Here is a 12,473-nt window from a genome sequence, read left to right on the forward strand (position 1 = left end):
AAGCGAAAGGGAAGTGAACACTTCACCCAACCCTACAGTAGCGCTCCATAGTTTAACAATATAATAGACTATGGCAGTGTTGTTCCTTTCGAAGACAACCCCAGCGAGCAAGATTGATGGTCTTTTCTCACTTCGGCGATAGCGCCTTTCATCATCGTTCATTGGTATCACCCCAACGATGGTTACTGATCACTATCGCGCCTCTACATCAAGAGAAATCATTCACTAGTCAGACTGACTATGATGAAAGAATGTGCTTTCTCTTGCATTAGGTGCGAGCCATTGTACTTATCAAACCGTCAATTGCAACATGAATGATGTTGCATCGTTGTAAAGTTTTTTGGTTGATTGTAAATCCTAACGCCACACGACTACGGAGAATGGAATTAGCGCACTTAGTCACACTACTCACGATTTATGCGACGCAAGACATATAGTTTTATAAACTTTTAATGTGTATGTGCTTATTAATAAGCCATCTATTGCTTTGACAATTTACTTTCTTCCACTGCAGGTTAACTTGATTAACCAAGCTGCTAGTACAATATGCAACAAAATCCAGACGGAGAATGACAATTATGAAGAAAGATTCACAATTGAATCAATATTATCGTTACTTCTCCTTGCTTTCAGATTTTGAATCCCATGTTTAAGCATCAATTATCAAGTTTCTGTAAGAATTTCTATTTTTATTGTCTGAATACTACGAAAATATTGTCAATTTTAAATTTGATGTTTATTATTAATCGAAACCAAATAAATAACTCATGGGAATGTCATGTCTGAATTAACTAAAACTCTACTTAATATTCGTAGCCTGCGTGCATTTGCTCGTGAACTTACTCTTGAGCAATTGGAAGAAGCACTAGAAAAGCTAACTACCGTTGTGGGTGAAAGACAAGAAGCTGAAGCAGAAGAACGTGCAGCAAAACAAGCACGTGAAGCTAAGCTAAGTGAATATGCACAAATGATCGCTCAAGACGGCATTGACGTTGAAGATCTTATTGCGGCACTGTCTGGTGAGTCTAAAGGCAAAGCAAAAACTAAACGTGCTCCTCGCCCAGCAAAATACAAGTACGTTGACGGTACAGGCGCAGAAAAAACTTGGACTGGCCAAGGTCGTACACCGTCAGTTATCCAAGCAGCACTAGATGCAGGTAAATCACTAGAAGACTTTGAAATCTAATTCAAACTCCTTTAGTCATTTATAAAAAAGCGCCAATAACTGGCGCTTTTTTTATCTTTCCCAATAAGCCTCTTCAAGGCTATCTTCTCTTTCAGGTAAACCTCTAGAAAGACGAGGTGAATGCTGAACCAATACCTCATAGCTTGCTCGGTTCGAGTACTTGCACACTTGTGAGAACGACGAATAAGTCAAGAAAGTATGTTGGTGTTTACTTGAGTTAGGCACATTTTCTTTATGGTATTTATTCGCTGCCATATCATGTAGCAACGCAGACAACGCAGCATCACCCGCACCATTAGTATTCTTAATCTTTTCTGGGCCGCCCATATAAGGCGCAATATGTGAATAAACTTTAATAGGATTATCGCAGGCATCTTTTACCGCTGGTCGACTAAATTCAAAACGATTGAATTCAGCAATACAGCCAGGTAATAAAGGTAAACTCGTTTCACGTTTAGATGCATCTTCTGTATAACCCGCCATGTACAAACCGACAGGGCCCGCAGTGCAAAGCACCAAATCAACCCAATCAAGCGCTTTATCTGAAGCTGCCAATGGATCTTTTTCACCGGTGAGCGCTTCCGCTTCATCTTCATTCATTGCAACAACAGAAACATGCTGTTTCAAGAAGTCGCGCCAATATTCAGGATCGTCTTGAATAACAAAGCGTGTACCAAGCGTTAATACAACTGGGACATTATATTTTTTGGCGTACTCAATTGCTTGCATTGTTGCTTCTGGCATTGGGTCGCCATCTTTACAGCGCACTAAGTACGCGGTTAAAACCAAAGCCGACGCTTTTTTGAAGATTTTTTCAGGAATACTCTCTGCGCGAAGTTGGTTCATCTGTCCTTCACTAATTGCGAAAGTACGTTCGCCATCTTCAGTGATCAAGGTAAAGCAACGACCAATAGCCCCTTCCACCCCTTGAAGGTAATTAAGATCCATTCGACTCGACGTATTACATAGATAGCGGTAACCATAGCTACCAATCTTAATATCAGCGCTCATAACGCCAAGCAGCACCGATTTATCGTCTGCTAATACAGAGTAATTGTGCAAGGTATTACCAATGGTTCCGCCAGCGTATTCATTGGTGATCAGTTCTTTATCCTTCAACTCGTTATATAAAGCTTCCGCCGCTTGGTCATCAATAACCAACGAGTGCCCTTTACTTAGGCCAAACTTTTCGATCACACTGCTGTCGACTTTTGCTTCGATATCGACCAAGGTTTGGTCAATACCAATAATGTGCGTGCGTGACATCTTCTTGCTGCTTTGTGATTGGCTAACAAGCAAATCTCTCTCGTGAACAGGGAAGTAGTGCTTTGACTTTCTTTGGCCAGGGAATTTCATACGGTTGTCTTCGTCATAAGTAAATAAGAAGGGTTAAGGGCGGCGATTCTACCTCTGTATAGATTACCTCGGCAACATACGCAATTTTAGCAAACGTTTACGTATCAATTTTTTTGTTAAAAGCCTTGTTTTTCTCTCAATCAGGACATACTTCATCTGTTTATAAAAGTGTGATTCAGTTCGCGGAACTGTATTGCTGGTTTGGTTTCTGCTAAAATCGGCGTCCAATTTAATTAGGTGGTATTTATACATGTCTGATAACAGCCAAAAGAAAGTGATTGTCGGTATGTCCGGCGGTGTAGACTCCTCTGTTTCTGCCTATCTTCTGAAACAGCAAGGCTACCAAGTAGAAGGCCTGTTCATGAAGAACTGGGAAGAAGATGATAACGAGGAATACTGCACGGCAGCGGAAGATCTTGCTGACGCACAAGCGGTTTGTGACAAGCTAGGTATCCACCTGCATACGATCAACTTTGCTGCTGAGTATTGGGACAACGTATTCGAATACTTCCTAGCGGAATACAAAGCAGGTCGCACACCAAACCCTGACATTCTTTGTAACAAAGAAATCAAGTTCAAAGCCTTCTTAGAGTTTGCAGATGAAGTGCTAGATGCCGATTATATTGCCATGGGTCACTATGTAAGCCGCACTTTCCCGGAAAACGGTGAAGCACCACAAATGTTGCGCGGCCTAGACAGCAATAAAGATCAAAGCTACTTCCTGTACACGCTAAGCCACGAACAAATCGCGCGCAGCCTGTTCCCTGTGGGTGAGCTTGAGAAGCCGGAAGTACGCCGCATTGCTGAAGAGCAAGGTTTAATCACCGCCAAGAAAAAAGACTCTACAGGTATTTGTTTTATCGGTGAGCGCAAATTTACAGACTTCTTGTCTCGCTATTTGCCAGCACAACCGGGTAAAATCGAAACGCCTGAAGGCAAAGAAATCGGTGAACACCAAGGTCTTATGTACCACACGCTTGGTCAACGTAAAGGCCTGCATATTGGTGGTCAAAAAGGCGGCGGTGGCAACGAAGAGCCTTGGTACGTTGCGGAGAAAGATCTTAAACGTAATGTCCTTATCGCGGTACAAGGTGCTGATCACCCACTGCTAAAATCTAATGGACTTCGCGCTTCGCAACTGCACTGGGTCGATCGTCAAGCGATCACGCAGCCGTTACAATGCACAGTGAAAACCCGTTATCGTCAACAGGATATCCCTTGTACTATCATTCCTATCGACGATGAAAACATTAAAGTGATCTTTGATGAGCCACAAGTCGCAGTAACCCCAGGTCAATCTGCGGTATTCTACAGTGGCAATGTTTGTCTTGGTGGCGGCATCATCGAAGAGCGCATCTAAACACAATTCGCAGATTATTTTCTTAGGAGAACTACGTGGCTAATACACTTTATGACCGTACTATAGCGTTTGCAGGGATTTGCCAAGCCGTTGCCCTCGTTCAACGTGTTGCTAAAGACGGTTACTGTGATTCAGACGCGTTTGAAACCTCAATCAAAGCGATCACTAACATGAACCCGTCGAGCACGCTCGACGTGTTCGGCATAGAATCTGACTTAAAAATCGGGCTCGAGTGCTTGGTGAACGGGATCGACAGCACACCAGCAGGCAGTGAAATCACTCGCTATATCATCAGCCTTATGGCGTTGGAGCGTAAGCTCAATAGCCGCAATGATGCGATGGCACAGCTTGGCGACCGCTTGCAAATGGTTGAGCGTCAACTTGATCACTATGAGCTACTCGATGAGCAAATGATCAGCAACCTCGCTAGCGTTTACTTAGACGTCATAAGCCCAATTGGACCTCGTATTCAAGTGACGGGTACTCCAGCGGTACTTCAGCAAACCTCGACTCAACAGAAAGTACGCGCTCTGCTACTGTCTGGTATTCGTAGTGCTGTTTTATGGCGCCAAGTAGGTGGTAAGCGCAGACACTTAGTGTTCGGACGCAAAAAAATGATTGAACAAGCACAGATTCTGCTTGCTCGCATGTAATAGACATCGGTATAGCAACTCGAATCACTATTACTCATACGAATCACTGTAAACTCGCACCCTGTGCGAGTTTACTTTTTCTACCAAAATACATTTAGCGCAAACGTTTGCGCAATGTTCGTGACAAATGCCGCAGTTATTGGTATAAAGCTCACGAAATTTAGAAACCCAATTCAGGAGAACATCATGGAACTGTCAGCATTGACTGCTGTTTCACCAGTAGACGGCCGTTACGGTAGTAAGACAACTGCACTTCGCAGCATCTTTAGTGAGTTTGGCCTACTAAAGTACCGCTCTATCGTTGAAATTCGTTGGTTGCAAAAACTTGCAGCGACGGATGCAATCAAAGAAGTTCCAGCATTCAGTGCAGAAGCTAACCAGTTTCTTGATGAGCTAGCGGCTAACTTCAGCGAAGAAGACGCTGCACGCATTAAAGAGATCGAGCGTACCACTAACCACGACGTTAAAGCGGTTGAGTACTTCCTAAAAGAAAAAGTAGCGGGTGTACCAGAGCTTCACGCGGTAAACGAGTTCATCCACTTCGCTTGTACTTCTGAAGACATCAACAACACTTCTCACGCGCTAATGCTTAAAGAAGCTCGTGACACGGTTGTTCTTCCTGAAATCCGTAACATCATCGACGCTATCAGCAAACTTGCTGAAGAGTACCGTGATATTCCACTACTTTCTCGTACGCACGGCCAGCCAGCTTCACCTACTACTATGGGTAAAGAGATGGCAAACGTTGCTTACCGTATGGAACGTCAATACAAGCAAATCGCGTCTGTAGAAATCCTAGGTAAAATCAATGGCGCAGTCGGTAACTACAACGCTCACCTATCTGCTTACCCAGAGCTAGATTGGCACAAGTTCAGCGAAGAGTTTATCACTGAATCTCTTGGCGTAACTTGGAACCCATACACAACTCAGATCGAACCACACGACTACATCGCTGAGCTATTCGATGCGATTGCACGTTTCAACACGATTCTGATCGACTTCGACCGTGACGTTTGGGGTTACATCGCACTTGGTCACTTCAAGCAGAAGACCATCGCTGGCGAAATCGGCTCTTCAACTATGCCGCACAAAGTTAACCCAATCGACTTTGAAAACTCAGAAGGTAACCTAGGTCTAGCAAACGCTGTATTTGCTCACCTAGCGCAAAAACTGCCTGTTTCTCGCTGGCAGCGTGACCTTACTGACTCAACAGTACTGCGTAACCTAGGTGTTGGCTGTGGCTACGCGATCATCGCTTACACATCTACGCTTAAAGGTATCAGCAAGCTAGAAGTAAACCGTGAAGCGCTTCTTGCTGAACTAGACAAAAACTGGGAAGTATTGGCAGAGCCTGTACAAACAGTGATGCGTCGCTACGGCATCGAGAAGCCATACGAGAAGCTAAAAGAGCTGACTCGTGGTAAGCGTGTTGACGGTGAAGCGATGCGTAACTTCATCGACGGCCTAGAGCTTCCAGAAGATGAAAAAGAGCGTCTAAAACAGATGACACCAGCGAACTACATCGGTCAAGCTATCGAGCTCACTGACAAGCTGTAAGGCTTGACGACTCAGCTTGGCGAAAGCGCGAGTTAGAGTGCAAAATAGAACGGCGGCGATAGTAATATCGCCGCCGTTTTTACGTCTGTGCACCAAGTCCTTGAAGCGACAGAGCTGCTGCTTTTAGAGTCTCTACTGCTTTTGAAAAAACAGGGTTATCGTTCCCACTTCCATACCGAACTTGCGGATACTCGTTAGGTTGAATAAATGCTTGTCGTCTTGGCGGTACATCCAATCGTCAAACGCTACCGTGTATGTTGAACCGTCAACTTCCAATTCAAAGTCGTATTGCCATCGCAGCGCGTTACCGACTACCTCTCCAGTCGCCTCACCGATGATGTCATCCGCGCGGCCTTTATAGGTTCCGTCAGCCAGTCTGTCTATCGTCCAAGTACGCTGATCCAGCTCTCCATCGTCGAACACAAAGTCCTCAACCAGTGTGATTTGGTCTCCCTGCACGGTTCCAACAATCACGACTTCAAAGCGGCGAGTTTGCTTGTCGGTGTAATCTTGCACCATCCCCCAAGCTTTGGTTTCACCTTCGAAGTACTCAAACAAGTTAAATTCAGGATTAGAACCTTGGTAGTCCTTTAAATCCGCACTGCAAGCACTAAGCAGTAAGATAAGAGGAAGCACCAAGAATGAAGCCAACCACCGCATACGTTTCATTATTGTTCCTTATTAACGATTCATACCTATCAGCTGAGCGCGCAGCTTAGGATATTGAGTATTGTTGCCTAGCCAAATAGAGAGAAAGCCATCATTGAGTGACTCGTCCTCAATACGCCCTACTTTCTGAATCGGTTTGTCACTGTTTAAGTAATAGAAGTTACCCGCAGCACCGTCGGTCACGTAGATGAGCTGATGTCCGTCGGCGACGCTAGGGAAAATGTCATATAGCTTGGCAATCCAGCTGCTTCGCGTCTCTTTGTCGATGTCCATTTTCTCCCATTGGTCGAGAGTCGCTTCTAAAAGTTGCTCTCGGCTAATGTCACGCTGGTACTCAATGCGCAGCGCGATAGGATGAGGAGAGACATCGTTGCCCAACGCATACGTGCCTTGGGGAGCAAGCAGCTGTGAACGGTATATATCGAAGAAAAGCCATGACAGCTGCGCCTCGCCGACAACTTTCCATTGTCCCCAACCTTCATAACTTACGGGTCTATCGCTGGTTGCAGAGGCGCTGCCTACGGCCAACGCTAAACATAATCCAAGTAATCCTTTAGCTTTCATGACTCACCTTTCGCTCCGAGTATGTGCTCAATCGAAGAACAACGAACACGATGGCAACCCATTGCAAGAAAAGTAGCGCCATCATCGTAAAAACAGAAAGGTGTGTATCCACAGCGCCGAGTTTAAACCCTGCGAAGTAGCTGAGCGCTCCGGCCACACCACCCACTATTACTACGATGGAAATCGGATAAGAAGTCAGAAAACTAGCAAGAAAGTATGCATACCAAGCAAAAATAAGCCATAGAGCCACTAGCCAAATTGGAAGCAGCGCCGAATCAAAGACCAACACGCCGGTCAGTGCATTCACGCTATCCACGATTAAACCAAGTCCAACAATGGCGCCCCAGATAGGCAGTGACAGGTTGAGCTTGTTAAAGGTGGTCACAACAGTAATCGCAGCGAGGGCAAGTGCGAGCCACTGAAAACGCTCCTGACCCAATACAGATAACGCCCACATCAGCTCGAACCAAGTACTCACTATTAATAGCTTCCATCCACGACTCATGACCACTCTACTCCATTTAGCCGCTACTACTGGCCGCGTTGAAACGTGATATGGACAGTACTGATACTCTTCGCTCTAAAGCCACCTTCACAGTAGCAAAAGTAGTAACGCCACATACGGATAAAGCGCTCATCGTATCCGAGCTCACGCACCCGTGTTAACGCCGCTTCGAAACGAAGGCGCCAGTCCACTAAGGTTTTCGCGTAATCTTGACCAATGTCGAATAAGTCGCGGACGATCAAATCCGTGTGCTTGGTGGTGTTTGATGTTAGCGCGGTAATGGAAGGTAAGAAGCCACCAGGGAAAATGTATTTCTGGATAAAGTCGACGTTGTCAGAATAATATTCGTAGCGCTGGTCTGCGATGGTAATCGCTTGTATCGCCATCAAACCTTTTGGTTTCAGGAGCGATTGACACTTTTTGAGATAGGAAACTAAAAACTGTTTACCCACCGCCTCAATCATTTCGATGGACACTAACTTATCGAATTGCCCCTCAAGCAAGCGATAATCTTGTTTAAGCAGGATAATTTTATCCGTCAGCCCCTCTTCGGCCACTCTCTGCTGTGCATACGCATACTGCTCTTCCGAGATGGTGGTCGTCGTGACACGGCATCCATAATGTTTCGCCATATGGATCGCCATACCGCCCCAACCAGTGCCAATTTCAATGACGTGGTCGCTGGGCTGCAGTTTCAATTGCTGACACAAACGATCCATCTTATTGATCTGCGCTTGCTCTAGGGTGTCTGTGTCTTGCTGGTAGATCCCTGAAGAGTAAAGCATGCGCTCGTCAAGGAAGGTTTCATAAAGGCTGTTTCCTAAGTCGTAGTGCGCCTCAATGTTCTCTTTCGATTTAGAGACCGTATTTCGGTTCACCCAGTGACCCAGTTTGTACATGATTCGGGTCAGCAGGCTCGATTTATCTTCTATCGAGTCTAACGCAGCAAGATTGAGCGCCATCAACTCCATTAACGCAGAAAGATCTGGGCTATCCCACCAATCATCCATATACGCCTCACCAGCGGCGATACTTCCGCCTTGAAGCAAGCGACGGTAAAATTCAGGATGCTTCACCTCGATTACGGCCGCTGGCTCATTTGATCTCGGCGAGCCAAAGCGTTCTTCCACTTGACGTGTACTCGCACCGTCGCTAGAAAAGCTCTCAATGATGGTTAACGTACCAATTTCCAGTTTCTGCAAACACCCAAAGGCAACACCTTTCGCGGTTTTCTGTAAGCCAGTGAGTGACTTTGGTACGTCTAGGGACGTAGTTTGTAACATTGGAATTCTCCCTAATTCTTAGAATTCGATTGCTGCGAAAATTCTTTATTGTTCTTTCCTGGATGGTCGTATATTGGTACCCCCTTTCGCCATAGCTTAAAGGCATGCCAATATATTCCAGCCACAACTTTTACGGCCATTATTGGTGTTTTGACCAATTGTTTTAGTAAAGAAGATGATGTGAACGGCTGCGCTTTCATTTGAAGTGTCGCGTCGAAGACTTTATGGGGGTTGTGACACTCCAAATGGACAAATAACCTTTCACTCAAAGGTTTAAGCTTCCAGTGGTAACGTTGGTCTACCGGATTAAACGGTGAGACGTGAAACGCTTTGTCATGCTGCCAATTGACGTTTTGATCGCCAGATTCGGCAGCAATGGCGTAATAGTGCCTTTCGTTCCAAGGTGTATTACTTACCTCTGCCAACAAATAGCGCCACTGGTTCTGTTCATCATATAAATAGTAAAAATTGACCGGACTGAAATACAAACCCAGATAGCGAAGGTGACAAACCGCAATAACTTTGCCGTTAAACCTCTCTCCAGTCAGTTCAAACACTTTGTCTTGAACCGCTAACTTTAAATCCCCTTCACCAACATAATCCTCACGCTTAAACCGAGCCCAATGCCACCAACGACGTCCAAAGCCCCATACCCGTCGCTGAAGGGAATCGATCTCATCGAGATCGATAGCGGGCATAAACAGCGGATAAGAGAGGTGGTGCTTGGTCGGTGCAAATCGCCGATGCCCGACCTCACCGATCATCAAGCGGCTTGAAACAGACATTACGCCGCTCCTCGTGCCAACGTTTCTGCAACAGGCGCTGTTTGCGAAGTTTCTTGCTCGATTCCTTTCACCACATCTAGTGCGCTGCGAACGCCATCCTCATGGAAGCCGTTGTACCAATAGGCACCGCAGAACCAAGTCTTGCGCTTGCCCCATAGCTCTTCACGTCGCTGCTGAGCGGCAATACTCTCGGTAGTAAAAACAGGATGACTGTAGTTGAAAGTACGTAATATTTTGTCTTGCTGGATCTTGTCTGCTGAGTTCAGTGACACGCAGAAGGTGGTTTCTGATTCGATGTGCTGCAAGATGTTCATGTTGTAGGTTAGCGTTGGCAAGCGTTGCTGCTCGTCTTCTCCGCCATCCAAGGCGTAATTCCATGAAGCCCAAGCAGCTTGGCGCTTCGGCAATACGCTAGTGTCTCGATGCAGAACCACTTCATTATCTTGGTAAGCCATTGCGCCCAGAATTTCGCGCTCTTCATCTGAAACATCATCTATCATCGCCAAAGCCTGATCGCTATGACAGGCAAAGATGACTCTGTCAAAACGTTCGGTCTCGCCGTTTGATGTGACACTGACGCCGTTATCATGACGTTCAACACGACTGACTGGTGAGTTCAATCGTATGCATTCCGAAAAACCACGAGTTAGAGGTTCAATATATGCGCGCGAGCCTCCCTCAATCACATACCATTGCGGGCGATCCACCACATCAAGTAAGCCGTGGTTCAAGAAAAAGCGCAGGAAGAAGCGTAACGGGAACGCACGCATGTCTGCCAACGTCGACGACCAAATCGCTGCGCCCATTGGCAAGATATAATTTTGAGTGAAGTAATCTGAAAAGCCGTTCGATTGTAAAAACTCTCCCAGAGTTTGCTCGACTAAGCTATCGTCATCGGCAGACGCTTTAGCCAGTTTGTTAAACCTTAAAATCTCGAAGATGAAGCGGTAGAAGGTTGGGTTGAGTAGATTGCGTTTTTGGGCAAATAGAGTAGGAATAGTATGCCCGTTATATTCGAGACCATTCGCCGCATTCTTTACACTGAAGCTCATTTGAGTTGGGTTACCTTTCACCCCAACTTCGTTCATCATTTTGATGAAATTTGGATAAGTACGGTCGTTGTAGACGATAAAGCCAGTATCGACGGCGTACTGCTTACCATTGTGCTCAATATCGATGGTCGCCGTGTGCCCCCCTATATAGTCATTGGCCTCGTATAACGTTACCTCGTGATCTTTATGTAGATAATAACCACACGTTAAGCCTGAAATTCCGGTTCCTACAATTGCAATCTTCATTATTATTATCCTTAATCTCTTTTATAGAAGTTTAGCCACTATTTTGGTTTGCCAACGATAGGGCAAAGCTGCAATTGCCCTAAGAATAGAGGTAAACTTTTTCGGGAAATAAATCGTCGCTCGGCGCTTCTCAATTCCTTCACGTATTGCCACAGAAGCCTCTTCGGCAGAGACTATCATTGGCATATCAAAATCATTTTTGTCGGTGAGCGGTGTTTTAACAAAGCCAGGAAACACACAACTCACCAATACGCCCTTATGCTGCCAATCAAGCTGTAATGTTCTGGTTAAATAAGTGATCGCTGCTTTTGATGCGCCATACGCTTCAGCGCGGGGCAGAGCCAGTTCACCTGCAATAGAGCTCACGACAACAACGTGTTGACGCTCATCCAGTCTGTCTTGGATAGCTGCTAACACATTCACGCTGCCGTTGACGTTGACGTTCATCACTCGCGCAATAAGTGCAGCATCGAGCTCGCCATTATCAATGTACTCACAGTCCCCGGCGTTCACTATCCAGAGCGTCGGTGGCTCTGTTAACGCGCTGATGGCGTGATTTACCTGCTCTATGTCAGTCACATCGAAACTCAAGGTCGTAATGTTATCTCGGCCTGCTTTCACTTCTTCTAGTTTCATTTCCGAGCGCCCACATGCGTAGACATGTATCCCCGTCGCGGCATAGTCTTCAGCCAATTGACGTCCTATGCCTGACGAAGCGCCTGTGATGAATACCGACTGATGCTCCATAGCGCTACTTCCCTAGCCTTTGCTTAATATTTCTGATGACCACACCAAGCAGCGGTATGTTCTCATACAGCATTTCGCCTAAATCGAAATAATCGCGATGGTAAATCACACGGTCACCGCTGAAGCGGATCTGGCTGACCCCGTTAACCTCTACAGGCTGCCCCCCGTTGAGTTTTGGATGCTTAAGCTTCATTGTCCAAGTCAGAAAACCCGTGTCTTCAACTTGCTGATGATGACGAATATGAAAGTCACATTGAATGACGTTGGTATAAAGAGAGTCGAAATACGCGGAGAGTTGATCCCAGCCTTCAAAACGGTGAGCCGAATCCTCAAACACCACGTCCTTGTGATAAATGTCTTCGAGCAAATAGAGGTTGTCTTTGCTCAGTTTTCCATAAACTTCGCTAACGGCTTCGATATTCATAACAACCCTTTGTTAGTTATACATTTGTTCCTACTGTACACGTTAGTACACCCTAAAACTTATACAAGTTTTTGCGTTTCCAATTT

General features: G+C 45.7%; 13 protein-coding genes and 1 riboswitch. Of the genes, 4 read left to right on the plus strand and 9 right to left on the minus strand.

Annotated elements, in window-relative coordinates; translation table 11 throughout:
* Positions 1 to 30: 30 nt before the first annotated feature.
* Positions 31 to 214: riboswitch (Lysine riboswitch) on the minus strand.
* Positions 215 to 778: 564 nt separating this feature from the next.
* The gene (locus AAA946_RS10515) at positions 779 to 1,186 is read left to right on the plus strand and encodes an H-NS family histone-like protein (RefSeq protein ID WP_338164823.1); all 408 of its coding nucleotides are present in this window, start codon (positions 779 to 781) and stop codon (positions 1,184 to 1,186) included.
* A gap of 51 nt (positions 1,187 to 1,237) precedes the next feature.
* On the opposite strand, the gene AAA946_RS10520 is transcribed toward AAA946_RS10515, so the two are convergent.
* A complete protein-coding gene (locus AAA946_RS10520; protein WP_338164824.1) occupies positions 1,238 to 2,542 on the minus strand; it encodes an inosine/guanosine kinase in 1,305 nt (434 codons plus the stop codon).
* A 250-nt stretch (positions 2,543 to 2,792) separates the two neighbouring features.
* On the opposite strand from AAA946_RS10520, the gene mnmA reads away from it, so the two are divergent.
* The 3 genes from mnmA to purB all read left to right on the plus strand — a co-directional run bounded on the left by mnmA (position 2,793) and on the right by purB (position 6,112).
* On the plus strand, positions 2,793 to 3,902 hold the full coding sequence (mnmA, locus tag AAA946_RS10525) for a tRNA 2-thiouridine(34) synthase MnmA (RefSeq protein WP_338164825.1): 1,110 nt from the start codon (positions 2,793 to 2,795) through the stop codon (positions 3,900 to 3,902).
* A gap of 35 nt (positions 3,903 to 3,937) precedes the next feature.
* A complete protein-coding gene (hflD, locus tag AAA946_RS10530; protein WP_338164826.1) occupies positions 3,938 to 4,555 on the plus strand; it encodes a high frequency lysogenization protein HflD in 618 nt (205 codons plus the stop codon).
* Between the two features lie 186 nt (positions 4,556 to 4,741).
* On the plus strand, positions 4,742 to 6,112 hold the full coding sequence (gene purB, locus AAA946_RS10535; RefSeq protein WP_338164827.1) for an adenylosuccinate lyase: 1,371 nt from the start codon (positions 4,742 to 4,744) through the stop codon (positions 6,110 to 6,112).
* Between the two features lie 132 nt (positions 6,113 to 6,244).
* On the opposite strand, the gene AAA946_RS10540 is transcribed toward purB, so the two are convergent.
* Genes AAA946_RS10540 through AAA946_RS10575 form a run of 8 tightly spaced genes read right to left on the minus strand, consistent with a single transcriptional unit; the run spans position 6,245 to position 12,387 of the window.
* On the minus strand, positions 6,245 to 6,781 hold the full coding sequence (locus AAA946_RS10540) for a DUF3833 domain-containing protein (RefSeq protein WP_338164828.1): 537 nt from the start codon (positions 6,779 to 6,781) through the stop codon (positions 6,245 to 6,247).
* Between the two features lie 12 nt (positions 6,782 to 6,793).
* Entirely contained in the window at positions 6,794 to 7,345 is a 552-nt protein-coding gene (locus AAA946_RS10545; RefSeq protein ID WP_338164829.1) for a chalcone isomerase family protein, read from the minus strand.
* Positions 7,335 to 7,850, minus strand: coding sequence for a DUF2878 domain-containing protein (locus AAA946_RS10550; protein ID WP_338164830.1), 516 nt, complete (start codon positions 7,848 to 7,850; stop codon positions 7,335 to 7,337). Before AAA946_RS10550 ends, AAA946_RS10545 begins: the two co-directional genes overlap by 11 nt.
* Positions 7,851 to 7,876: 26 nt before the next feature.
* On the minus strand, positions 7,877 to 9,133 hold the full coding sequence (locus tag AAA946_RS10555) for a cyclopropane-fatty-acyl-phospholipid synthase family protein (protein ID WP_338164831.1): 1,257 nt from the start codon (positions 9,131 to 9,133) through the stop codon (positions 7,877 to 7,879).
* Positions 9,134 to 9,144: 11 nt separating this feature from the next.
* Entirely contained in the window at positions 9,145 to 9,918 is a 774-nt protein-coding gene (locus AAA946_RS10560; protein WP_338164832.1) for a DUF1365 domain-containing protein, read from the minus strand.
* On the minus strand, positions 9,918 to 11,216 hold the full coding sequence (locus AAA946_RS10565; protein WP_338164833.1) for an NAD(P)/FAD-dependent oxidoreductase: 1,299 nt from the start codon (positions 11,214 to 11,216) through the stop codon (positions 9,918 to 9,920). The genes AAA946_RS10560 and AAA946_RS10565 overlap by 1 nt, the downstream gene beginning before the upstream one ends.
* 21 nt (positions 11,217 to 11,237) lie before the next feature.
* Positions 11,238 to 11,963, minus strand: coding sequence for an SDR family NAD(P)-dependent oxidoreductase (locus AAA946_RS10570; protein WP_338164834.1), 726 nt, complete (start codon positions 11,961 to 11,963; stop codon positions 11,238 to 11,240).
* Positions 11,964 to 11,967: 4 nt separating this feature from the next.
* Complete coding sequence (locus tag AAA946_RS10575; protein ID WP_042501824.1) at positions 11,968 to 12,387, minus strand: nuclear transport factor 2 family protein; 420 nt, start codon at positions 12,385 to 12,387, stop codon at positions 11,968 to 11,970.
* Between the last annotated feature and the right edge of the window lie 86 nt (positions 12,388 to 12,473).

It is taken from the genome of Vibrio sp. 10N, assembly GCF_036245475.1.
Taxonomy (GTDB): domain Bacteria; phylum Pseudomonadota; class Gammaproteobacteria; order Enterobacterales; family Vibrionaceae; genus Vibrio.

What these genes read in the sequence shown, in the direction of transcription:
- AAA946_RS10575 (WP_042501824.1), bottom strand. Translation starts at nt 12,387, where the DNA reads ATGAATATCGAAGCCGTTAGCGAAGTTTATGGAAAACTGAGCAAAGAC.
- AAA946_RS10540 (WP_338164828.1), bottom strand. Translation starts at nt 6,781, where the DNA reads ATGAAACGTATGCGGTGGTTGGCTTCATTCTTGGTGCTTCCTCTTATC.
- mnmA (WP_338164825.1), top strand. Translation starts at nt 2,793, where the DNA reads ATGTCTGATAACAGCCAAAAGAAAGTGATTGTCGGTATGTCCGGCGGT.
- AAA946_RS10570 (WP_338164834.1), bottom strand. Translation starts at nt 11,963, where the DNA reads ATGGAGCATCAGTCGGTATTCATCACAGGCGCTTCGTCAGGCATAGGA.
- AAA946_RS10560 (WP_338164832.1), bottom strand. Translation starts at nt 9,918, where the DNA reads ATGTCTGTTTCAAGCCGCTTGATGATCGGTGAGGTCGGGCATCGGCGA.
- AAA946_RS10555 (WP_338164831.1), bottom strand. Translation starts at nt 9,133, where the DNA reads ATGTTACAAACTACGTCCCTAGACGTACCAAAGTCACTCACTGGCTTA.
- purB (WP_338164827.1), top strand. Translation starts at nt 4,742, where the DNA reads ATGGAACTGTCAGCATTGACTGCTGTTTCACCAGTAGACGGCCGTTAC.
- AAA946_RS10550 (WP_338164830.1), bottom strand. Translation starts at nt 7,850, where the DNA reads ATGAGTCGTGGATGGAAGCTATTAATAGTGAGTACTTGGTTCGAGCTG.
- AAA946_RS10520 (WP_338164824.1), bottom strand. Translation starts at nt 2,542, where the DNA reads ATGAAATTCCCTGGCCAAAGAAAGTCAAAGCACTACTTCCCTGTTCAC.
- AAA946_RS10565 (WP_338164833.1), bottom strand. Translation starts at nt 11,216, where the DNA reads ATGAAGATTGCAATTGTAGGAACCGGAATTTCAGGCTTAACGTGTGGT.
- AAA946_RS10515 (WP_338164823.1), top strand. Translation starts at nt 779, where the DNA reads ATGTCTGAATTAACTAAAACTCTACTTAATATTCGTAGCCTGCGTGCA.
- AAA946_RS10545 (WP_338164829.1), bottom strand. Translation starts at nt 7,345, where the DNA reads ATGAAAGCTAAAGGATTACTTGGATTATGTTTAGCGTTGGCCGTAGGC.